The sequence below is a fragment of the Streptomyces sp. NPDC051662 genome (assembly GCF_040681655.1).
Taxonomy (GTDB): Bacteria; Actinomycetota; Actinomycetes; order Streptomycetales; family Streptomycetaceae; genus Streptomyces.
Map to the genome: position 1 here is coordinate 236416 of NZ_JBFAZD010000004.1, position 21454 is coordinate 257869.

Below are 21454 nucleotides of genomic sequence, written 5' to 3' on the forward strand. Positions count from 1 at the left end.
GGTCACCCTAATGGGCCGATGCCTTTGGTGAATGCGGGCTCGTAAACCCCGAGGTCGGGGGCGTGCGGGCTCAGGACTCCAGGAGCCGCTGCCCCACGTACTCCCCCTCGCGCGCGCCCCCCGGCACCGCGAAGAGACCGCTCGCCTCGTGCCGGATGAACGCCGAGAGCGCGTCCCCCCGGTCGAGCTTGCGCTGCACCGGTACGAACCCCTTGAGCGGATCGGCCTGCCAGCAGACGAAGAGCAGCCCCGCGTCCGGAGTCCCGTCCGGCCCGATTCCGTCGTGGAAGGAGAAGGGACGGCGCAGCATCGCGGCCCCGCCGTTGGCCTCCGGTGTCGAGATCCGGGCGTGCGCGTTGCTCGGGATGACGGGCTCGCCGTCCGGTCCCAACCGGTCCAGGTCCGGATCGGTCGTCTCCGTACCGCCCGTGAGCGGCGCGCCGTCGGACTTGCGGCGGCCGATGACCTGCTCCTGCTTGGCGAGCGTGAGCTTCTCCCAGTCGTCCAGGAGCATGCGGATACGCCGTACGACCGCGTAGGAGCCGCCCGCCATCCAGGACGGGATGCCGGCCGCCGGGGTCGCCGGGACGAAGATCCGCCGGTCGAAGTCCGGGTCCGACGGCTTGGGGTTGCCGGTGCCGTCTATCTGGCCCATGAGATTCCGGCTGGTCATGGGGTGGGGGGTGGCGCCGGGCGTGCGGTTGAAGCCGTTCATCTGCCAGCGCACCCGGGCCGCCGCGCCCGCGTCCTTCTGGAGCGCGCGCAGCGCGTGGAAGGCCACAAGCGCGTCGTTGGAGCCGATCTGGACCCAGAGATCGCCGTTGCTGCGTCCGGCGTCGAGATGGTCGGAGGAGAAGGCGGGCAGCGGATCCAGCGCGGCCGGGCGCCGGGCGGCCAGGCCCGTTCGGTCGAAGAAGGTGCGGCCGAATCCGAAGGTCACGGTGAGGGAGGAGGGCCCCGCGTCCAGGGCGATACCGGTGTCATGGCCGCCGTCCGGGGCTGTCCCGTCCGGTCCTGCCCCGTCCTTCCGTCCTGTCGCGCCGCCCCCGGCCGGTTCACCGGCCATCAGCGTCCGTGCCGTGGCCGACCAGCGGCGCAGCAGCGCGGCGGCTTCCTTCCGCCCCGCGCCCGGGGCCAGGTCGAAGGCGATCAGATGGCCACGGGCGTGCAGGGGGGTGGTGATGCCGGGCTGGTGCGCGCCATGGAAGGGGACGGAGTTCGTGCCGACGCTGGTCAGCGCGGTCGCCGGCGCGGGGCGGCTCGCCGCGTAGGCGCCGGCTCCGCCCACCGCTCCCAGGGCGAGTCCGGTCGCGCCGGCGGCGCCCGCGGTGCCGAGGAGCCGGCGCCTGGAGATACCGGCGAGAGGGGCCGGGCCGTCGTCGTGGCCGTTCCGGTTGTCGTGGTCCTGCCGGGTTGTCTCGCTCACGATGGGTCAGCCGATCTTCACGTTCTTGTCGACAGTCGTCTGGTCGATGTCGGAGGTACGGATGGTCAGCTGGAGCTGCCACTCGCCCGGCATCGGGATCTGTACGGAGTCCGCGCTCCAGTGTCCGGGAGCGAAGTGCTCGGGGACGATCGGCAGCGGACCGATCTTCTGGGCCGTGAGGGTGAAGGCGGCCTTCACTTCGGGCACATCCATGGGTTGTCCATCCGGGCCGTCGACGTAGATGTGCATCGCGTTGGCGCCGGAGCGGCCGGGGTCGAGGGTGAGCCGCGCGGTGCCCTTGCCGTTCTCGCCGCCGGTGTCGAAGGGCAGCGTGAGGTCGACGGGGCCTTCGGTCGCGGGCGCGGTGGCGGCCGTGCCACCGGTCGTGCCGGCTTCCTGTTCGGCGGTACGGCCGGGCTCGGTGGAGGTCAGTACGGTCGTGACGGCGAGGAGCACCACGGCGACTCCGGCTTCGGCCAGTACGGAACGGCGTAGTCCGATTCGCCCCGGGTCGGCGTCGCGGATCCGCTTCTGGCGAGCAGTCGCCAGTGCCGCTTTCTGCCGTGCGAGCTGGGTAGCTCTCTCACTGTCACCAACGACGGTCGTCGCCGCGGCGGTCTCGGTCCCACTCCCAGTCTCCGATTCCGTCGCGGCTTCGGCTTCGGCTTCGGCTTCCACCTCCGCGTCCGTCTCGATTCCTGCCCCCGCCTCTTTCCCCGCACCTGCCCCTGCCTCTTTCTCTGCCCCCGACTCCGTTCGTTGTCCCAGCCGTTCCGTCCACCGCCGGGAGAACCAAGCGATTCCGACCAGCACAGCGACGAGCCCGACCTTGACCAGAAGGAGCTGCCCATATGACGTGCCCCAGAGCGCCGACCACGATCCGACCTGACGCCAGGACTGGTAGAGCCCGGTCACGGCGAGTACCACGACGCTGACGAAGGCGACGCGCGAGAAGCGCCGCACCGCCGCGTTCTCGATGGAGGGTGCCCGGTAGAGGGCGACGAGCAGCGCGGTGAGGCCGCCGAGCCAGGTCGCCACCGCCAGCAGATGCAGAACGTCCACCGGCATGGCAAGGCCGGTCTGGATCCCGGTCGAGGCGTGCTCGGCGAGCGCCCACGTTCCGGCGATCCCGGCCGCGACGACCGTGCCGCCCACGGCGAGTCCGAAGGTGAGGTCCTTCTTCTCCTTGCTCTCCTCCTCGTCCCGGGGCGTCTCCCGCTTGGCGTACGCGCCGAAGAGGACGGCGACGAACAGGGCGGCGGCGCCGAGCAGCAGCAGCCGGGAGACGAGCGCCGCTCCGGTCTTGGTGGCCAGGACGTCCTGGAGTCCGCCGAGATCGAAGGCGTCGCCCAGCTTGCCCGAGCCGGTGTACGGGCTGCGCAGGAGCAGCAGGACCAGCGTGGCGGCGGTGAGGGTGAGCCAGCCCTGTACGACGAGCCGTTGCAGGGGGCGTACGGACGCGCCGCGCGGCCAGCAGCCGAGGACGAAGACCGCGCCGCCGACGAGGAGGATGAAACCGGTGTACGAGATATAGCGCGCGATGTCGTAGAGGGCGCCGACCAGTCCCCCGCCGGCTTCCTCGCTGGGCACGGCGGCCGTGGTCGTCGAGGGCGCTCCGATGGAGAAGGTGAAGGCGCCGGAAATGGGATGGCTGTCGGCGGAGACGGCCTGCCAGGCGACGGTGTAGGTGCCGTCCGGCAGCCCCGCGTGGAGGTCGATGCCGTAGGTGACGGTGCCGCCGCTGCTCAGATCGCGGATCTTCCCGGTGTCGGCGCGCTTGTTGTCCGGATCGAGCACGCGGATCGAGTCGTCGCCCATGGCGATCTGTTCGGAGAAGGTGAGGCTGATGTCCTTGGGAGCGGTGGCGACCACCGCCCCGTCCTCGGGGGTGCTCCCGGTCAGTGCGGCATGCGCCGACGCCGTGCCGGAGAGCACGGTGAAGACGGTGCCGAGAAGCACCGTGGCAACGAGCAGTAGCCGCACCAACGGTGCGGATCCGAAGCGCGGGGCGGTGGCTGTCATAGTCCCTCAGTCCCTCATCGCTGGGCCGGGTTGTAGTTGATCTCCTTCACGGGAAGCTCGACCTTGATGGGGTCGGCCTTCTCGAAGTGCAGTTCAATGCCGACCTTCTGGCCCTGCTCCGGCTGCCGTTTGAGACTCATGAACATGATGTGGTTGCCACCACGCGCGAGGTTCAGTTCGCCACCGGCCGGGATGTCGAAGGACTTCACCTTCCGCATTTTCTGGTTCTCGGTGCTGTGGATCGTGATGTCGTCGGAGATGTCGCTGGTGACCGAGGTGAGCTTGTCGGCGGCGCCACCGCTGTTGGTGACGACGAGGAAGCCCGCCGCGAGATCGCCGACGGGGCGCGGCATATAGCCCCCGCTGACCTTCAACTGAGGTGTGTTGCCTGAGGGGTTGGCGGAAGAGGAAGGAGAGGAGGAAGCGGATGATGCCGAGGAGCAGCCCGCCAGCGCGAGCGCGGCGGTCAACCCGGCTGCGAGGGCGAGAGGAGCACGGCGGTTCACGGGGTCTCACCCTTGATGAGCTTCGGCAGGTCCTTGGCGTAGTCGTCCGAGGAGGCGTCCTCGCCGTAGAGGACATACCCGCCGTCGGTCTTCGGTGAGAACGCGATGACCTGCGCGCCGTGCATCGATACGACGGTGCCGTCCTTCTCCTTCTTGGGCGCGTCGATGCCGATGCCGAGCTGACGTGCGCCCGCCTGGATGGTGGGGAAGTCGCCCGTGAGACCGACGAAGGACGGATCGCCCGCGCTGGCCAGCCACTTGCCGAGTTCGGCGGAGGTGTCCCGCTCCGGGTCGGTGGTGACAAAGACGACCTGGAGCTTGTCCTGGTCGGCCTTGGGCAGCGACTTACGGGCGATGGCGATATTGCTGATCGTTGTCGGGCAGACGTCCGGGCAGTTGGTGTAGCCGAAGTAGATGAGCGTCGGCTTGCCCTTGGTCGCCTCGCGGAAGTCGTACGACTCCCCCTTGGTGTCCTTCAGGACGAGGTTCGGCTTCTTGAACGGTGTGTCGAGCACGGTCGCGGCTTGGGTCTTCGGCTCGGCGGAGACATCGGCGACGGGCTTCGCCGAGTCGTCGCCACTGCCGCAGGCGGTCAGGGTGAGTGCCAGAGCCGCGACGAGGGCGGCGGCGGAAGCCACTGCCTTCTTGCGAGAGGTCACTGTCTTCGTGCGCATGGGGATATTTCCTGGTCGTGGAGTACGGGCACCGGACACGCGGGCCGGGTCTGATTCCCCGCCCCGCGTGTCTCGGGCGCCTCAGGTACGTGGTGTGTGTGGTGCCATGGCGCGCGTGGCCGTGGCCGTAGCGCGTGAGAGCGGCCGTCAGGCCGTACGGCGCCGGCCGGCCAGCACGGCGAAGGTCACCCCGGCGATACCGACAAGGATGCCGATGAGACCGAGGGCACGGGCGGTGGTGTCACTCGTGTCGGCGGAGGCCGTCGTGTCCTTCGCTTCGTGCTTCGCCTCGGTCCCGGCGGTGGCCGAGGCGCCGTGCCCGTCCCCGGTGGCCGCGGTGAGCTTCAGCACGGGCGCGGGGCTCAGGGGCTCCGCCGCACCCTCCTTGGGCTCCTCGATCCAACGGGTGACGTCCTTGTTGTCGTACGTCTGGATCGTCTTGAACACCAGCTGGTCGGCGTCCTCGGGGAGTTGTCCGACGGAGAGCGGGAACTGCTGGAACTGGCCCGGGCCGATCTTGCCGCCGTCCGCGGTCCAGGTGACCTTGGACACGGCCTCGGTGATCGTGTTGCCGTGCAGCTCCAGCGGCTTGGCGAGCTTGGTCTTGGCGACTTCGACCTTCCAGCCCGGCACCGGCTGCGGCATCACGGACGCCAGCGGGTGGTCGGCGGGGAGATTCACTTCGACCTTGACGGTGGAGGCGTTGTCGCGCTCGTTGGGGACCTTGAAGTTGACCGTCACGGAACCGCCCTTGGCGGCCTCGCCCTGCGGCTGCACGCTGACATGCGCCGAGGCGGAGCCGGCCGTCAGCAGAAGGGCGGTCGCGGCGATACCGCCGGCGACGGAGACGCGGGTGACGTTCTTTCCTGAGAACACAGAACACTCCACGGTGCGAGAGATAAGGAGAGACAGGGGGTGAACAGACGGGGTCGCCGCGATGGTGCGCGACGGCATCGCGACCTCACCCCGGTCCGTGTCCGAAGTCCATCGGCACGCGAAAGCGCGGGGGTGTCGCGTCAGGCCGCGAGAGCGAATACGGCCGGAGGGCCGCGTCTGATCACCGTGTGCTGGAGCGTCTCACCGGACGGTGGCCGAAGAGTGCGGTACGAGCCGTGCCGGGCGCGCGGTCGCGGTGCGGGTACGCCGGGCAGCCCGGCGCGCAGCGCCCGTACGAGGGCGAGCGCCGCGCGCAGGGCACGCAGCACCGCACTGTCGGTGACCTCGCCGAGACCCTGTGTCGACAGCTGGGTGAGCCGGAGAAGAGCGAGATCCCCGCGGCGCAGCAGCCAGCCCGTCGCGAGGGCGGCGAGCAGATGCCCGAGCACCATGGGCAGGGAGGGCAGCAGCCCTTCGCCCGCGGCGGTGGCCGACGCGGCGGTCGAGGCCGCGGGTCCGAACGCGGACGCCATGTGCTGATGGGAACCCGTCGTCGAACCCACCGGGCTGATCCCCGCGTTGGCGACGATCCGCTGTGCGTCGACAGCGCTGAGCGAGGCGGGGCCCGGTCCGCAGACCAGTTTCGCGGCCATCCTGATCAGCGCGTCGTCCGTGCCCACCGGCACCTTGAGGTGCTGCTGGCCGATGCCGAACAGGCTGTGCAGGCCGAGCTGACCACCCATCAGGGCGAAGACGATGGAGCCGGTCGAGCGCGCCCGTCCGGCGAGGGGAGCGGCGACCGCGAACACTCCCAGGAAACCGAGGAGCAGGGTCCACCAGGGGACCGGCGCGCAGGCGGCCAGTACATGCCCGGTCGCCGACAGCACGACGCAGACCGCGGTGAACACCGCGGCCCTCAGCAGCCGCGGAGCGGCTCCGGCGTACATGCGGACGGGACTGGACATGGCCCGGACATCATCGCACTGCGGTCCCGGGCGCCGTAGGGCAGGTCCGAAAGGTCACTCTCCGCCCGGTCTCAGCCCGATCTCCGCCTGGTCTCCCCCGATCTCTGTCCCGTCTCTGTCCGATCTGTGTCCGATCTCTGTCCATACGGCTGTGCCCCGTCCCATACACCGCCGTGCGCCAGGGACGCGTCCGCCGAATGAGGGTTATCACGTCAACCGCGTGCTTACGACCGGAGGCACGGGCAATACGTATCGGTATGTCGAGCCTCGGAATGTCGAGCGCCGGTATGTCGAGCCACAGCCTGGAGGCTGGAGCATGAGCATCTGGTGGTCTGTCCACTTGCGGCGCGAAGCCGCGAGCGTTCCGCTCGCCCGCCGCCTTCTGCTCGGCGCCATGGACACCGCGGGTGTCGATCCGGACATCTCCTTCGACCTGTCGGTCGCGCTCACCGAAGCCTGTGCGAACGCCGTTGAGCACGGTGGGGGCGAAGGGGCCGGCGAGCTTCCGGGGGCGTACCGGGTGACCGCGTATCTGGACGGCGAGAGATGCCGTATCGAAGTGGCCGACTCGGGCCCCGGCTTTCCCGCCCGGCGGGCGGCGCGGCGTACGCCCCCCGCGCCCGCGCCCGCCCCCGCAACCCCTCCTGTACCCGCACCCGCACCCGCACCCGCACCCGCACCCGCGTCCGCGTCCGCCCTCATGGCCGAGAACGGCAGAGGTCTGGGGCTGATCGAGCAGCTCGCCGATCATGTGCAGTTCGGGAACCGGCCGGGGCGCGGTGCCGTGGTCAGCTTCGACAAGATCCTGAAATGGCGCGAGGGCGCCCTGCTCAGAGCCATGTGAACTCCGAGCGGGACGCCCTCCACCGGGATCGGACTCAAGACCGGGCTCAAGACCTGGCTCAAGCACCGGGCTCAAGACCGGGCTCAGGCACCGGGACCGGTGATCAGGCTCAGGACTGCTTGAGCGCGGCCATCCAGGCCTCGACCTCGTCGGCCCGGCGCGGCAGCGCGTCCGACAGGTTCCGGTTCCCGTCCTCCGTGACGAGGATGTCGTCCTCGATCCGGACGCCGATGCCGCGGTACTCCTCGGGCACGGTCAGATCGTCGGCCTGGAAGTAGAGCCCCGGCTCCACGGTGAGGCACATCCCCGGCTCCAGCGTCCCGTCCGCGTACGCCTCCCGGCGCGCCGCCGCGCAGTCGTGGACGTCCAGACCGAGCATGTGACCGGTGCCGTGCAGGGTCCAGCGGCGCTGGAGCCCCAGCTCAAGGACCTTCTCGACCGGTCCTTCGAGCAGCCCCCACTCGACCAGCCTCTCGGCGAGGACCCGCTGCGAGGCGTCGTGGAAGTCGCGGTACTTCGCGCCCGGCCGCACCGCCGCGATGCCGGCCTCCTGGGACTCGTAGACCGCGTCGTAGATCTTCCGCTGGATCTCGCTGTAGCGGCCGTTGATCGGGAGCGTGCGCGTGACGTCCGCGGTGTAGAGGGTGTGGGTCTCCACGCCGGCGTCGAGCAGCAGCAGATCGCCGGAGCGTACGTCGCCGTCGTTGCGTACCCAGTGCAGGGTGGTGGCGTGCGGTCCCGCCGCGCAGATCGAGCCGTAGCCGATGTCGTTGCCCTCGACGCGGGCGCGCAGGAAGAACGTGCCCTCGATATAGCGCTCGCTGGTGGCCTCGGCCTTGTCGAGGATCTTCACGACGTCCTCGAAGCCCCGGACGGTGGAGTCCACGGCCTTCTGCAGCTCGCCGATCTCGAACGCGTCCTTCACGGCGCGTGCCTCGGAGAGCTGGACGCGCAACTCCTCGTCGCGCTCGGCGGTGACCTTGTCGGTCAGCGCGGCCTCGATGCCGGCGTCGTGTCCCCGGACGTTGCGGACGGGGCCCGTGGCGTCCTTGAGGGCGGCGGGCAGTTCCCGTACGTCCTTGGCGGGGACGCCGAGAAGCTGCTCGGCCTCGGTGAGGGAGTGCCGGCGGCCGACCCACAGCTCGCCCTGGCCGTCGAGCCAGAACTCGCCGTTCTCGCGGTTGGAGCGCGGCAGGAGATAGACGGTCGCGTCGTGCCCGTCCTGGTTGGCCTTCGGCTCCAGTACGAGGACGCCGTCCTGGGTCTGGTCGCCGGTGAGGTACGTGTACTCCGTGGAGGCGCGGAAGACGTACTCGGTGTCGTTGGAGCGGGTCTTGAGGTTGCCCGCGGGGATCACCAGGCGTTCGCCGGGGAAGCGCGCGGAGAGCGCGGCGCGGCGGGCGGCGGTCTCGGACGCCTGCGCGATCGGCTCCAGGCCGTGCAACTCGGTGTCGGCCCAGCCTGACTTCATGTTCTCTGCGAGCTCATCGGACACGCCCGGGTACAGACCGTTCTTCCTCGGCTTGATGGGGGCTTCCTCTGATTCAGGGGTCTCCGGTTCCGGGGTCTCCGGTGTGAGCTCCTCAGCCACGTCTTCTCCTCATACGACTACGGATCTGGACCATCTTTTCCATCGTATGTGCGAGGAGAGGAAGGCTCCGGCTCTCTGTGAGGAATCCGTCATGATCACTCAAAGCGGGCGGCGAGCAGTACGAAGTCCTCGCCCGGTTCCCGGGGATGAGGCGGCTCCATGAGACCGGCCGTCCCCGGTCCGGCCGTCCCCGCTCCGGTGGGCCCCGAGGGACCGGCGGGCAGCAGGGCCCGCAGGACGTGGTCGGCGACCGCTCCCGGATCGTCCCTGGCGGTCGTGGGGACGCTCGCGGCGGCCGTCTCCAGCCGGGCGAAGGCCCGGTCCATGGGCTCGCCCGTACGTCGCAGCAGCCCGTCCGTATAGAGCAGCACCGTTTCTCCGGGGGCGGTCACCAGCTCCACGCTCGGCGCCTGCCAGCAGGAGAGCATCCCGAGCGGCGCGGAGAGCGACGTCTCGACGAACTCGGTGCGCCGGTCTCCGACCACCAGCGGGGGCGCGTGCCCGGCTCCGGCAAGTACGAGCGTGCGCCGGGCGGGTTCGGCGTATGCGAAGAGCGCCGTGGCCGTACGCGCGGGCTCGGTCAGCCGTAGCAGCAGCTCCAGATCGGACAGGACGGCGATGGGGTCCTCGCCCTCCATCACGGCGTACGCCCGCAGGGCGGCGCGCAGCCGTCCCGTCGCGGCCATCGCGCCGGGCCCGGAGCCGCTGACCGAGCCGACGGCGAGGCTGAGGGCGCCCTCGGGGAGGGGCAGCGCGTCGTACCAGTCGCCCCCGCCGGCCGCCGTGGTGCGATGGCGTACGGCGAGCCGCACGCCGGGCATCCGGGGCAGTCGGCCGGGCAGCAGCTCGCGGGTGAGGGCGGTCACATGGGCGCGGGCCCGTTCCAGCTCCAGCAGGCGGGCGAGGTGTTCGCCGGCGTAACGGACGTAGAGGCCGATCAGATGGCGCTGCCGTTCGGTCGGCTCGGTGGGTTCGTCGTACAACCAGACGGCGGCGCCGAGTTTCGCGGGCCGAGAGGGCCGAGAGGGCCCGCCCGGAGGCGCCGTGGCCGTACGGGGGTCGCACCCGGTCCCACCGGCCAGCAGCGGTACGGCGTAACTGGCGCCCAGGCCCAGCCGGGCCGCCACCTCGCGCTGGCGCGGGTCCGCCGTACCTGTATCCGTACCTGTACCCGCAGCTGGATCCGTACTTGTACCTGTAGCCGCACCAGCACCCGCATCCGCACCCGTGTCGGCGAGCAGATCGGGGACAGACACCGGTCCGGTCGGTTCGGCGGATTCGGCCGGTCCGCCGGGGCTGTTGGGGCGGTCGGGGCGGCCGGGGTCGTCGGGATCGTCGAGGAATCTGCCGTACGAGGTGGCGCGGCGCGGCACGGTCTCCAGCAGGCCGAGGTCGGCGTGACTGAGTCCGAGCCCGAGGGTGGTGACGGGACCGAGACCGTCGGCCGGTTCGAACAGGGCCAGACCTCGCCGCGCGCCGACCAGGGCGGCGCCGGCGCGCAGCAGTTCATGGAGCGCGCCGTCCAGGGAACGGGTCCTGGCCAGGCCTTCGGTGAGTTCATGGAGGGTGGTGAGATCGGAGACCCAGCCCGCCAGCCGGTCCTGAATCAGTGCGCCCGGCGCGGCCGGAAGGGTGTCGAGGGGCGAGGCAGTCTGTGTGGGGGCAGGGACCGCAGAGTTGATTCCAGCCACTTTCGGCATGTGTGGAGCGCTCATAGCAGCCGACTTTCGGGACGGTGCATTTCACCCAATAGCATCGCAAACCCCCATGTCATTCTGCGCAGCTATCAATAGATCCACATCTACACGTACAGCTGATGTGATGTCCAGCATTGTCCTAGGGGAGTGACGGGTGTCTGCGAGACGCTGAACTTGGCCAAAAAATGACCCTGGTGATGTGGTTTTGCGGTCGACTGAGGGCGCTCAACTGGGATTCCTTCAGTGCTGAGTTCGAGTACGACCCGTGTGGAGCGTCATTCCGAACGTGATGGGTACGTAAACGGTGACGGACAGGGGCAGTTGGGACCGCCTCGGAACCTGCCGACGGGCTTGGGCGTCTTAACCGCCGTAGCCCGCACCCATCCCCCGGAGTGGCGGGAAGAGTACAGCGGTACGGCAGCGGGACAGTAAGCGCCATGCGCACGCCACCCCTCGCCACGCGTTTAATGAAGACAGTCCGAGTTCGGTTCAGGGACGGTGCGACGCACCACGGACCGAGACGGTCTGTTCACGCCTCGGGCAAGGGGCGGCCACGCGTCGAAATGTACGCACGGTGAAGTGATGCACACACATGGTGTCAGTGTCATGTGGACCTCGGCGTTCAACGGAAAGGAACGAGCGCTCATGCGCGAGATCCTCGGAAGGCGACGCAGGCTCCGGTTCCGGCGCAAGGGGAGGGCCGCCCAACTCGACGCGGCGCTCACCTGCGCCACCGCGTGGAGATGGCCCGTACTGCCGGGTGCCGGACTCAAGTCGGCCGGCGGACGCGGGACGCGCGGCCACGGCTGCGCCTGCCCCGACCTCGAATGCGTCGTGCCCGGCGCGCACCCCTTCGATCCGGGGCTGCTCGCCGCGACCACCGACGAGCGAATGGTGCGCTGGTGGTGGGGCAACCGCCCCACGGCCCCGATCGTGCTGGCGACCGGCGGCAGCGCCCCGTGCGCGGTGAGTCTGCCCGCCGTCGCCGGCGCGCGTGCGCTGGTGGAGCTGGACCGGATGGGCATGCGGCTGGGGCCGGTTGTCGCGACCCCGACCCGCTGGTCGCTGCTGGTGGCTCCGTACAGCCTCGAACAACTCGGTGAGCTGCTCTACAGCAAGGACTGGGTGCCCAGTTCGCTGCGGTTCCACGGCGAGGGCGGCTATCTGGTGCTGCCGCCGTCCGAGGCGGCCGGCGGACAGGTGCGCTGGGAGCGGGCGCCTCTGGAGGGTTCGGCGGCGCCTTGGCTGCCGGATGTGGAGGCGGTCGTGGACGCGCTCGTGGAGGCGAGTACGAGCGCGCCGGACGGCGGCAGCAGGCTCGCGTACTGAACGGCCCTACGCGCCCCGGTCCGGTCTGATCCCGCCCGGTCTGATCCCGCCCGGTCTGATTCCGCCCGGTCTGATCCGGACCGGGATGGGGCGGACCGGAGCTGGACTGGACTGGGACGGGGCCGGGCCCTACCGCGGCGATCCGGGAACCGGGGAGCGTTCACGCTCTGTCACTCGTTCGGGTGCGAGTAAGGCCGAGTTGCGGGGGAATTGGGCGCGCGCGGTCCGTGGGCACCTCATTCCGTCGATATCTTCGGCCCACCGTCAGCAATTCCCCGGCAGTGACAGGTGGGCCCCACCATGAATCTCCGCATGATCGGGCTCGCGGCCGTAGTGGTGTTCACCGCATTGCTTCCGCTCGCCGCCTCCGCCGGCCCCGCGGACGGCCCACGGTCCGGCGCGGGAGCGACGGCCGGCACGAGCACGATGGGCGGCAGAGAGGGCGCCGCGGGGAGCGGAGTCGTGAGCGGCGCGGCGAGCGGAACCGCGAGCGGAACGGCCGGGGTCCTTGCGGATGCGAAGACTGGGCTTTCGTCTGTGTCCGGAATTAAGGGGTCCGCGAACCCTGGGAGCGCCGGGAGCACTGTGACCGCCGGTGCGCGTGGTACACGTGGCACGCGTGGTACGGACGCTGTGGCACGTACGACCGAACGATGCGGTCCCGAAGTCGTCTCTCCCGAGGGAATCGAGGCGCAGACCTGTGTCCTGACCTCGCCACGTCCCGGAGATCACAGGCCCGACACCTGGGCGCGTACTTACTACCGCAATGAGACGGGCGGCGAACTGCTCGCCGTACTGAGCCTGATGGGGCCGTACGGACGGACCGTACAGACCCGCTGCCCGGTCGACGCCGACGACGAACCGGCGATCTGTGAGACACCGCGTGAACTGTCCCGGGGCGGGCACTCCGCCTACATGGCGGTGGCGGAGTTCTCCGCGCCCGCGAACGCGCCCGCGAACGCGCCCGCGAACGGTGGGAACGGCAGCGACGACGCGGAGAACGAGGGACAGATCGATGGGGAGATCGAGGGTGACGGTGCGGAGATCGAGCCGCTGCTGCTGAGATCGGGGAGCAACCCGCCGGCTCCGGCGGCTCGTTGACACACCGGAGGCGTCCGAGAACGCGGACGCCCGGTCGCTGGCGACGGGGGATGCACCAGCGACCGGGCTTCTAGAACCGTAACAAGAGATCGGCGGTTAGCAAATTCGATCCGGTGTATTCGGACAATGAATTACCTGCCGGTAGAGGAAGTTGTGACAGGTGTCACCGACTTCAGTGGAACGCGTCACAGTCCGTCGGGACTGTCAGCTCAGCGTCACCTGGCGGTTGGTGAGCCCGCCGCGCGCCCGGCGTTCGTCCCCGGTCAGCGGCGCGTCGACGGCGAGCGCGGCGGTGAGCCGCTCGGCGAACTCCGCCGCGGGCTTCTCGCACTCCTCCGCGCCCATCGCGCTCGGCAGGTCCCACACCGGCACCGTGAGCCCATGTGCCCGGAAGGAGCCGACCAGCCGGGTGCCCTCACCAAGGCTTGATGTGCCCGCGGCGTGCAGCCGGGCGAGCGCGTCGAGCAGCTTCTCCTCGGCGTACGGCATGACCCAGCGGAGGTGGTTCTTCTCCGGTGTCTCGCACCAGTACGCGGCGTCCGTCCCCGAGAGCAGCGCCGTGGGGATGGCGGCGGCGTTGGCGCGCTCCAGGGAAGCGGTCACCTCAGCCGAGGCGTTCTGCGCGTCCGGGACCCAGAACTCGAATCCGGAGTGGACGACGGGCGTGAAGGCGGCGTCGGGGGCGAGCAGGTCCTGGAGGCGCGGTCCGTCGGCGGGTACCCGCTGAGCGGCCACCGGATTGCCGGGCTCCGCGGTCAGCGCACGCCGGAGCGTGTCGGCGAGGTCGCGGCTCAGATCACCGGACGAGGTGTCGTTCTGGAGCGCGAGCAGTACGGAGCCGTCGTCGCGGCGCAGCGCGGGCCAGGCCATCGGCAGGACCGTGGCGAGGGTTACGGAGGGAACTCCCTCGGGCAGTCCGTCCTTCAGGGTCAGCTCGGCGGTCGCGGCGGGCACCAGCTCGCGCAGCGCGACCCAGTCGCACTCACCGGCGAGGCCCTCGAAGGGGCGCTGGACCAGCTCGGTGACGGCGTGCGCGGCGGCCCGGCCATGGCAGGCCTTGTAGCGACGGCCCGAACCGCACGGGCAGGGCTCGCGGGCCCCCACCACCGGAATAGGTCCGTCCTTGAGCTGAGCCTTCGCGGCCTTCGTCTGGGGGCGCTTCTTGGCCATGGTGTGGCTTTCTCCCGGTAGCGGCGATGCGGTGTCGGCGCGAGCCTAGCCGTACGGGGATTGCCGGGGGCGCGATGCGGCCGCGCGAACGGGCGAGGCGGGCCCTCTGTCGGTCCCGGACCTCTGCCATTCCCGGCTCGACGTCCGCGCCGGTGGCCCCGAGCCTCTGTCGGTCCCGAGCGTTCTCTGTCGGTCCGGAGCGTTCCCCTTCGGTCCCGGGCGTCCGTCGGGTCCCGGCCCGACGCCAGCCCCGGGCCTCGGTCGGTCCCGGACCTCGGTCCGTCCGGTCCAACGTCCAACGTCAGTCCCGGTCCTCCAGGACGTTCGCGAGACCCAGCCCGTCCATGCCGTCGAGGCCTTCCAGCGCGTCCAGCCCCTCCAGCCCGTCCAGTTCCTCCAGGCCGTCGCGCCTCTCCAGCGCCTGTCGAGGGGATGTGACGCGCGTAGCGAAATCGTCGCGGCGGAGCCCATCCGTAACGATGACCCACACCGTGACTTCACCGGAGGCGTTGTCCCGTACCCCCCACTCCTGGGCGAGGGCCGTGATGATGTTCAGCCCGCGCCCGCCGCGTGCCGTGACCGAGGGGGTGGCGGGGATGGGCCGCGTAGGACCACCGCCGTCCGTCACCTCCACGGTCAGCCGGCCCGCCTTGTCGACGCGCCAGGCGGCACGTATGTCGCCGTCACCGATCTCCGTGCGCCCCAGCGGTCTGCCATGTCGACAGGCATTGCTGAGAAGTTCGGAAAGGATCAGTACGGCGTCGTCCACTACCGAGTCCGACATCCCGCTGCGCCTCAACTGCTCGCGCATCCGGTGTCGCGCTTCACCCACGCCCGCAGGGCCATGGGGTACGGCCATGCACGACGACGTGGGCACTTCCTGTGCCACCACAAACGCCACCCCCGAGACCTCCTTTGCCCCACGCCACGGTGTGAATGCCCCAATGGCCTGGACCGGAAACCGGCCAGGGGAAGGCCATTGACGCACTCATCGCGTTCGAACACGGAACGAACGCGCCGGTGCACTCTTCGTCACTGTCTGTGAGCCGGAGTCGGGAGATGTCAGGCAAGACGGCCCAGCTGGGACAGCACCTGTTTGGGGCGGTTGGTGATGATCGCCTCCACCCCGAGGCGGACGCAGAGATCGACATCTTCCGGCTCATTCACCGTCCAGACATGGACACGGTGGCCCGCCCTGTGCAGTCGGGCGATATAGCCGGGGTGGTTACGGACGATCCGCATCCCGGGACCGGCGATCCTGGCGCCGGCGGGGAGCCGTCCGTCGCGCAGCCGGGGTGAGACGAACTGCATCAGATAGACGGTCGGCAGCTGGGGCGCGGCGGAGGCGATCCGGTGCAGTGAGCGCGCCGAGAAGCTCATGATCCGTACGGCCGATTCGTCCGGAACGGGTCCGCCCGGCGTGGAGCGGCCCCGGAAGGGCTCGCCCAGTGACGCACCGCCCAGGAGGCGGCCACCCCGCGTGGGGGCACCCGGGGTCCGGCCGCCGCGCGTGGGGTCGTCGAGTCCGAACCGCTTCAGCAGCTGCAGCAGCCGCTCCTCCACCTGCCCGGCCCATCGAGTGGGGTGCTTGGTCTCGATGGCCAGCTGGATGGGGCGGCCGGCGTCCGCGATCAGTTCGAGCAGGCGCTCCAGCGTCAGTACGGAGGTGAACTCCGGGTCCCGCCAGTCCGGGCTCTCCTCGCTGTCCTTCCAGGAGCCGAAGTCGAGGGTCGCGAGATCGGCGAGTTCCAGGGCGGAGACGGCGCCGCGGCCGTTGGAGGTGCGGTTCACCCGGCGGTCGTGGACGCAGACGAGATGACCGTCGGCGGTGAGCCGTACATCGCACTCAAGTGCGTCCGCGCCGTCCTCGATGGCCTTCGTGTACGCCGCCAGGGTGTGCTCGGGGGCGTCCTCCGAGGCTCCGCGGTGGGCGACGACCTGGATGCTGTGCTGGCGTGCTTGAGTCACCGCGTCATGGTGTCATCGTGAGGGGGTAGACGAGTGAACGGCTGGTGTCTCACGGCAGGTCGGTCCGGGTGCGAGCGTTTTGTCCGGAGTAAAGGATGGCGGACAGATGCACAGGTCCTGCTTACAGTGGCCTGACGTGCTGTGGGAAAAGCTGACCGCGGACACTTGCACAGCGGACTCTTGCCGAAGACGACGTGGAACCGAGGAGAAAGAGCTGTGAGCACTGAGAACGAGGGCAACGCGGTCCCAGCCGACCCGTCCGTACCTCCCGTGCCGGATGCCGCTCCCGAGGGCACGCCCGCGTCCGCTCCGCGCGGGGCCGCGCATGAGCCGAAGGCGCATGATCCGGCGGCGCATGATCCGGCGGCGCCGACGGGCGACCAGCCGGGCCATTTCCGCGAGCCCGCCCCCCAGTACCCCTCCCCGCAGTCGCAGTCGCAGTCGCCGACCCCGGCTCCGGTTTCGGCTCCGACGCAGCCCGGTTCGGTGCCGGAGCACGCCGCCGCGCCGCCGCGTGCGGCCGACGCGGGCTGGCCTCCGCCGCCGCCCGAGTTTCCCTCGTACGGCGGAGCGGGCAACGGCGCTCCGGCCTGGGGCGCGCCGGTGCCGGAACACGAGCCGCGACCGCCGCGCAAGCGCCAGAGCGCGCTGATCACCGGCGTGCTCGTGGCCGCGCTGATCGCGGGCGGGGTGGGCGGCGGAATCGGTTACTGGGCGGCCGAGCGCAACGACGACGGCTCGATCGGTTCGACGACGGTCTCCGCGGCGGACGCCCCGAAGGAGGTCAAGCGTGACGCCGGTACGGTCGCCTCGGTGGCCGCCAAGTCGCTGCCGAGCGTGGTCACCATCGAGGCACAGGGGAACGGCGAGGGCGGGACGGGCACCGGCTTCGTCTACGACAAGGAGGGCCACATCCTCACCAACAACCACGTGGTGGCCTCCGCGGCGAACGGAGGTGACCTCACGGCGACCTTCTCCAACGGCAAGAAGTACGACGCCGAGGTCGTCGGCCGCGCCCAGGGCTACGACGTGGCGGTGGTGAAGCTGAAGGAGGCGCCCTCCGGTCTGACTCCGCTCCCGCTCGCCAACTCGGAGCAGGTCGCGGTCGGGGACTCGACGATCGCGATCGGCGCTCCGTTCGGCCTGTCCAACACGGTCACCACCGGCATCATCAGTGCCAAGAACCGCCCGGTCGCCTCGGGTGACGGTTCCGGGGCCAGCAACTCGTACATGAGCGCCCTCCAGACCGACGCCTCCATCAACCCGGGCAACTCCGGTGGCCCGCTGCTGGATTCGCGGGGCGCGGTCATCGGTATCAACTCGGCCATCCAGTCGGCGGGCAGCGGCGGCCTGGGGCAGTCCCAGGCGGGCTCCATCGGGCTGGGCTTCGCCATCCCGATCAACCAGGCGAAGAACGTCGCCGATCAGCTCATCAAGACGGGCAAGCCGGTCTACCCCGTGATCGGTGCCACGGTCTCGATGGCCGAGGGCGGCGAAGGCGCCGCGATCTCGGCCAACGAGGGCGGCAGCCCCGCGGTCGTCGCGAACGGTCCGGCCGCGAAGGCGGGTCTGAAGGCCGGGGACATCATCACCAAGTTCAACGGCACGCCGATCGACAGCGGCCCCACCCTCATCGGCCAGATCTGGACCCACCGTCCCGGCGACAAGGTCACCCTGACCTACAAGCGCGACGGCAAGGAGTCCACGACCGAGGTCACTCTGGGCCAGCGCGAGGGCGAGAACTGACGGGCGGGCTCGTACGCGTCACCGGCCCCTTGGACGGGGGTCGGAGGTCGGGAAGCCGGAGGTCGGGAAGCCGGAGGTCGGCGGCACGGAGGTCGGCGGCTGAGCGCGGGACACGCTCAGCCGCCGACCTCCGTGCGTGCCGGCGGGCGCCTGCCGAGGCCGGCGAGTCAGGGGCTCGCCAACCTCACAGCTTGCCGGTGACGACTCCACGCCAGGTCCACCCCGCGCCCAGGACGGTGTCCTGCAGGGGGTCCTTCAGGTCGGAGCTGTCGAAGCTGAACGTCTCGGGAGCTTTGAGGCCGCTGTCCTCATCCCCGCCGAGCGTCCAGCGCTTCGAGACCGTCTGCACCTGGCCGCGTTGGGCATCGGCCGCGATGGCCAGCCTGGGGGTGTCGCCGACCCACGTGACGTCGTACTGCTGGTCGAGAGAGCGGACTTCGTTCTTCTCCGGGACCAGGCGCATACGGACCTGGAACACCCGGCTCACCTGTGTGCGGACGAAGAAGGTCTGCCAGGCCGGATCCAGGATGCGCCACTCGGCCACCAGATCGGCGCCCTCCTCGCGGCCGTCCCGGATCACGTACGGGACGTCAGGACGGTTGAGGCCAAGCACAGCCGCGTGAACCTCAGCGGCGGATCGCGGGGCGACACCGTCGGCGGGACGCTTGGTTCCGGTCAGCTTGTCGAAGAGTCCCATGAACCAAACCTATGAGGAGTCGGTTGGCCGGTTCAAGTCCTGCCGGTTTCCTGCCGGTTCCTTGCCGCTTCCCTGCGACGAGCTGTTGCGACGAGCCGTTGCGACAAGCTGTTGCGACGAGTCAGTGCGACTGTGCGTACGAAGTCATGGACGTCGGGAGTATTGCCAAGGCGGTCTCCGCCATAGCTCGTGACGTCGGGGACGCACGATGCGATCGGGTCAGCTCCGGGAGCGGCGCAGAGCGGTGTACTGGAGGGCGGCGAAGCCGCCGACCGTGACCGCCTGCAGCGGAATCCAGACCTGGCCGGCGGTGCTGGGCCCGTCGAGCCACAGCGTCAGGGCGACGATGCTGAGCACCGCCCAGACGGCGTTGGCCTCGACCACCGCCAGCACGGCCGGTACAGACGGCTTCGGCCGCCCGGCCAGGTAACCCACCAGCGCCGCGAACGCGGTCAGGAAGGCACCGAGGCCGAACAGCAGTCCGCTGCCCACCCCGAGCAGCCGCCCCAGCGGCTCGGAGGCCACCAGGTAGGCGACACCGTTGATCAACGTGGTCCCGGCGTCGAGGGCGAGGAAGCGGCGCAGCCAGAGGTGTGCGTCCTGCTGGGAACGGGGCGAGGAACGAGGTTCGGTCGTGGTCATGGGGCGGTGACCTCCTTGAAAGCGAAGGGGGTTGGGATGCTCGGGTGCTGCGACTCGTCCAGATTTCCGCACGGCCCACAGAACGTCGATTACCACCGAGGTAATGAGGGGCAACGGCCGACGAGGCCGCACGGGCCACACCCGCCACCGGCGCTCCGGTCGAAGTGCTGGAAGCAGTCCACGTCGGTACGTTCACCGGCGAGCTCCACCTGCGCGCGGACGGCGGCTGCCACGTGAGTGCTGCCGTGCGTCGGCGCGGTCCCGCCCTCGGTCAGAGGTCCCAGGACCTGGGGCGTGCCAGCGACTCCCACTCCGAGCGGAGCAAGGACAGGACCGCGAGGTCGTAACGGCGTCCCCGATGCAGACATGCTGAGCGGCGTACGCCTTCCTGGGCGAAGCCCGACCTTTCCAGGGTGGCGAGCGCGGCGGCGTTGTCCGTGTGGGTGACCGCTTGCACGCGGTGCATCGGTAGTTCACCGAAAGCCAGATCGACCAGCGCGTCGAGGGCGTCCGCGCCGTACCCCTGTCCGCGGTGCCGCGGGTCCATCAGAAGGTAGACGTCGGCGGTGCCGTCGACCATGTCCTGGTCCATGAGGGCGATGTGGCCGATCGGCGTACCGTCGGGGAGCAGTACGACAAAGTCGTCGCGGTCCTGGTCGGCGACGTGGCGCTCTATGCGTTCGCGGAGCCCGGACAGAGGCTGGGGCCAGATACCGATCTCGTGCGCGGCTATCGGGTCGGACCGCCACCGGTGCATCAACTCGGCGTCATCGACGTCGAGAGGTGTGAAGCCGACTTTCGTTCCCCGCCAGCACCGCTCCCGGATCGTCTCCGCCGCCGGCTCTTCCATCGCTTCCTCAGTCACGGGCGGATGCTACGGGCCGCTGGAGGCCGCGACCACAGGTTTGTGACGGTGGGGTTCAGGGGGGCGCCACGCCTCGGCCGGCACCGAACTGTGTTGACCTGTCGGCCTGTCGCGGTGGCGAGGGGGGACGGGGCCCTCGATGCGGAGGGAACCATTCGACACGGTGCGGCATCTGGCCCGGCATGGGCTTCGGGATGTTCTTCTTCGGGTTCGCCTTCCTGGTCGGGTGGGCGGCGGCCGGCGCTGCGCTGGTGTACGCCCTCGTCGTACTGGTACGTATCTGGCCGCGGCACTGGGTACGGCGCCAGGGGCACCCGGCGGTACGGCTGCTGGTGCCGACACCCGCGTACCTGCGTCTCGACGTGGTGCTCGCCATGTCGGCCCTCCTGGTCGATCTGTGGCTCGTGTCGGCGGCCATCGTGTTCGGGTCGGACGGCGTCTTCACGGAGGACTGGATGGGGTACCCCGGCATGACGGATCCCTCTGGGCAGGGCTATCAGGCCGGAGTGGTGAGCGCACTGCGCACGGTGGCGTGGTGGACCTCCGGGATCGCGGCCCTGTGCCGGTGCTGGACCACGGTCGGCGTGCAGGTGTGCGTCCTGCCGTTGGCGGCGTCGTGGATCGGAACGTTCGACACCTACTACACGTGACGTGCGCCGTCGGCCTCGGCCTCGGCCTCGGCCCCGGCCTCGGCACCGGCCACGGCCCCGGTTTCGGCCGCTAGTAGTACTGGCTAGCCGCGCATCGCGGTGCTGTAGATGTACAGAGCGATCACACCCGCGACGCAGGCGAGGATCACCCATGAGGCGAAACTGGTGTGTTTCCCCCTGCTTTTGGGCCGGGCGGCCTTCCCGGACCGCTTCGAACGTCCGGGCGCTGCCCGTCCCGGCGCGGCCGGCGCCGCATCGGCCGCCGTCTCGGCGAGCAGGCGACGGCAGGTCGCGGCGAGCACACTTGTGCCGGCGGCGAGGGGGACCACGGCCTCCGAACGCGCCGGAGCGGTGGTGCCGCCGTCCAGGATGCGCCCCGCGCGTACGAGGACCTCGTCCCGGCCGCCCGCCGGAGCGAGGCTGATCCAGCGCCGTACATGCTCGCCCCGGATGACCACACCGCCGGACCGCTCCCGGTACACGGTGTGTTCCCGCCACAAGACCCCCGCCAACTCACCCGCGACGTCCCTCAGTTGCGCGCTCACAACCCCTCCCCCTTCGCCCCCCGGCGAATCGAACAAGCATCGCACTCTAGCGGTAGGCGCAGAGCGGGGGTCCAGCAGTCCCCGGACGGCTACGCGCGGCGCGCCCTCCGCGTATCGCCGGAAGCGGCAACGAGAGGTCC

The 21454-nt window shown here is 70.2% G+C and carries 20 protein-coding genes; 5 read left to right on the plus strand and 15 right to left on the minus strand.

Annotated features, from left to right (window positions below; all coding sequences use genetic code 11):
* Positions 1-70: 70 nt before the first annotated feature.
* The 6 genes from efeB to AB0M67_RS08780 form a co-directional block, all read right to left on the minus strand.
* On the minus strand, positions 71-1354 hold the full coding sequence (gene efeB / locus AB0M67_RS08755; RefSeq protein WP_365744467.1) for an iron uptake transporter deferrochelatase/peroxidase subunit: 1284 nt from the start codon (positions 1352-1354) through the stop codon (positions 71-73).
* Between the two features lie 78 nt (positions 1355-1432).
* Positions 1433-3448 carry a copper resistance protein CopC gene (locus tag AB0M67_RS08760; protein WP_365744089.1) on the minus strand — a complete coding sequence of 672 codons (2016 nt, stop codon included), beginning with the start codon at positions 3446-3448 and terminating at the stop codon, positions 1433-1435.
* A 14-nt stretch (positions 3449-3462) separates the two neighbouring features.
* On the minus strand, positions 3463-3954 hold the full coding sequence (locus AB0M67_RS08765; RefSeq protein ID WP_365744091.1) for a copper chaperone PCu(A)C: 492 nt from the start codon (positions 3952-3954) through the stop codon (positions 3463-3465).
* Positions 3951-4628 carry an SCO family protein gene (locus AB0M67_RS08770; RefSeq protein WP_365744093.1) on the minus strand — a complete coding sequence of 226 codons (678 nt, stop codon included), beginning with the start codon at positions 4626-4628 and terminating at the stop codon, positions 3951-3953. Before AB0M67_RS08770 ends, AB0M67_RS08765 begins: the two co-directional genes overlap by 4 nt.
* Positions 4629-4775: 147 nt before the next feature.
* Positions 4776-5504, minus strand: coding sequence for a YcnI family protein (locus tag AB0M67_RS08775; RefSeq protein ID WP_365744095.1), 729 nt, complete (start codon positions 5502-5504; stop codon positions 4776-4778).
* 140 nt (positions 5505-5644) lie between these two features.
* Complete coding sequence (locus AB0M67_RS08780; RefSeq protein ID WP_365744097.1) at positions 5645-6469, minus strand: hypothetical protein; 825 nt, start codon at positions 6467-6469, stop codon at positions 5645-5647.
* A 316-nt stretch (positions 6470-6785) separates the two neighbouring features.
* On the opposite strand from AB0M67_RS08780, the gene AB0M67_RS08785 reads away from it, so the two are divergent.
* Positions 6786-7313: an ATP-binding protein gene (locus tag AB0M67_RS08785; protein ID WP_365744099.1), complete on the plus strand. Its 528-nt coding sequence runs from the start codon at positions 6786-6788 to the stop codon at positions 7311-7313.
* Positions 7314-7422: 109 nt separating this feature from the next.
* On the opposite strand, the gene AB0M67_RS08790 is transcribed toward AB0M67_RS08785, so the two are convergent.
* Both AB0M67_RS08790 and AB0M67_RS08795 read right to left on the minus strand, forming a co-directional pair.
* Positions 7423-8904, minus strand: coding sequence for an aminopeptidase P family protein (locus AB0M67_RS08790; protein ID WP_365744101.1), 1482 nt, complete (start codon positions 8902-8904; stop codon positions 7423-7425).
* 95 nt (positions 8905-8999) lie between these two features.
* Entirely contained in the window at positions 9000-10619 is a 1620-nt protein-coding gene (locus AB0M67_RS08795) for a PP2C family protein-serine/threonine phosphatase (RefSeq protein ID WP_365744103.1), read from the minus strand.
* 627 nt (positions 10620-11246) lie between these two features.
* Here AB0M67_RS08795 and AB0M67_RS08800 point away from each other — a divergent pair.
* Together AB0M67_RS08800 and AB0M67_RS08805 are read left to right on the plus strand one after the other, a co-directional pair.
* Positions 11247-11930: a bifunctional DNA primase/polymerase gene (locus AB0M67_RS08800; RefSeq protein ID WP_249951530.1), complete on the plus strand. Its 684-nt coding sequence runs from the start codon at positions 11247-11249 to the stop codon at positions 11928-11930.
* 633 nt (positions 11931-12563) lie between these two features.
* Positions 12564-13031 (plus strand): hypothetical protein, encoded by a 468-nt coding sequence (locus AB0M67_RS08805; protein WP_365744106.1) that lies wholly within the window; start codon positions 12564-12566, stop codon positions 13029-13031.
* A gap of 204 nt (positions 13032-13235) precedes the next feature.
* Here the strand turns inward: AB0M67_RS08805 and AB0M67_RS08810 are convergent, their stop codons facing one another.
* From AB0M67_RS08810 to AB0M67_RS08820, 3 genes are all read right to left on the minus strand, one after another.
* Complete coding sequence (locus AB0M67_RS08810) at positions 13236-14201, minus strand: DUF5926 family protein (RefSeq protein ID WP_365744108.1); 966 nt, start codon at positions 14199-14201, stop codon at positions 13236-13238.
* Between the two features lie 301 nt (positions 14202-14502).
* Positions 14503-15102, minus strand: coding sequence for an ATP-binding protein (locus AB0M67_RS08815; protein WP_365744110.1), 600 nt, complete (start codon positions 15100-15102; stop codon positions 14503-14505).
* 161 nt (positions 15103-15263) lie between these two features.
* Positions 15264-16169, minus strand: a complete 906-nt coding sequence (locus AB0M67_RS08820; RefSeq protein WP_365744112.1) for a glycerophosphodiester phosphodiesterase — start codon at positions 16167-16169, stop codon at positions 15264-15266.
* Positions 16170-16385: 216 nt separating this feature from the next.
* On the opposite strand from AB0M67_RS08820, the gene AB0M67_RS08825 reads away from it, so the two are divergent.
* Positions 16386-17915 carry a trypsin-like peptidase domain-containing protein gene (locus AB0M67_RS08825; RefSeq protein WP_365744114.1) on the plus strand — a complete coding sequence of 510 codons (1530 nt, stop codon included), beginning with the start codon at positions 16386-16388 and terminating at the stop codon, positions 17913-17915.
* Positions 17916-18099: 184 nt separating this feature from the next.
* Here the strand turns inward: AB0M67_RS08825 and AB0M67_RS08830 are convergent, their stop codons facing one another.
* From AB0M67_RS08830 to AB0M67_RS08840, 3 genes are all read right to left on the minus strand, one after another.
* Complete coding sequence (locus AB0M67_RS08830) at positions 18100-18612, minus strand: hypothetical protein (protein ID WP_365744116.1); 513 nt, start codon at positions 18610-18612, stop codon at positions 18100-18102.
* A 219-nt stretch (positions 18613-18831) separates the two neighbouring features.
* Positions 18832-19254 carry a hypothetical protein gene (locus tag AB0M67_RS08835; RefSeq protein ID WP_365744118.1) on the minus strand — a complete coding sequence of 141 codons (423 nt, stop codon included), beginning with the start codon at positions 19252-19254 and terminating at the stop codon, positions 18832-18834.
* A gap of 271 nt (positions 19255-19525) precedes the next feature.
* Positions 19526-20119 (minus strand): GNAT family protein, encoded by a 594-nt coding sequence (locus tag AB0M67_RS08840; protein WP_365744120.1) that lies wholly within the window; start codon positions 20117-20119, stop codon positions 19526-19528.
* Positions 20120-20301: 182 nt separating this feature from the next.
* On the opposite strand from AB0M67_RS08840, the gene AB0M67_RS08845 reads away from it, so the two are divergent.
* On the plus strand, positions 20302-20769 hold the full coding sequence (locus AB0M67_RS08845; RefSeq protein WP_365744122.1) for a hypothetical protein: 468 nt from the start codon (positions 20302-20304) through the stop codon (positions 20767-20769).
* A gap of 83 nt (positions 20770-20852) precedes the next feature.
* Here the strand turns inward: AB0M67_RS08845 and AB0M67_RS08850 are convergent, their stop codons facing one another.
* Positions 20853-21314: a hypothetical protein gene (locus AB0M67_RS08850; RefSeq protein WP_365744124.1), complete on the minus strand. Its 462-nt coding sequence runs from the start codon at positions 21312-21314 to the stop codon at positions 20853-20855.
* Between the last annotated feature and the right edge of the window lie 140 nt (positions 21315-21454).

Coding starts and splice junctions, on each gene's coding strand:
- AB0M67_RS08760 (WP_365744089.1), bottom strand. CDS start 3,448: ATGACAGCCACCGCCCCGCGCTTCGGATCCGCACCGTTGGTGCGGCTA.
- AB0M67_RS08770 (WP_365744093.1), bottom strand. CDS start 4,628: ATGCGCACGAAGACAGTGACCTCTCGCAAGAAGGCAGTGGCTTCCGCC.
- AB0M67_RS08780 (WP_365744097.1), bottom strand. CDS start 6,469: ATGTCCAGTCCCGTCCGCATGTACGCCGGAGCCGCTCCGCGGCTGCTG.
- AB0M67_RS08785 (WP_365744099.1), top strand. CDS start 6,786: ATGAGCATCTGGTGGTCTGTCCACTTGCGGCGCGAAGCCGCGAGCGTT.
- AB0M67_RS08795 (WP_365744103.1), bottom strand. CDS start 10,619: ATGAGCGCTCCACACATGCCGAAAGTGGCTGGAATCAACTCTGCGGTC.
- AB0M67_RS08800 (WP_249951530.1), top strand. CDS start 11,247: ATGCGCGAGATCCTCGGAAGGCGACGCAGGCTCCGGTTCCGGCGCAAG.
- AB0M67_RS08810 (WP_365744108.1), bottom strand. CDS start 14,201: ATGGCCAAGAAGCGCCCCCAGACGAAGGCCGCGAAGGCTCAGCTCAAG.
- AB0M67_RS08830 (WP_365744116.1), bottom strand. CDS start 18,612: ATGGGACTCTTCGACAAGCTGACCGGAACCAAGCGTCCCGCCGACGGT.
- AB0M67_RS08835 (WP_365744118.1), bottom strand. CDS start 19,254: ATGACCACGACCGAACCTCGTTCCTCGCCCCGTTCCCAGCAGGACGCA.
- AB0M67_RS08845 (WP_365744122.1), top strand. CDS start 20,302: ATGGGCTTCGGGATGTTCTTCTTCGGGTTCGCCTTCCTGGTCGGGTGG.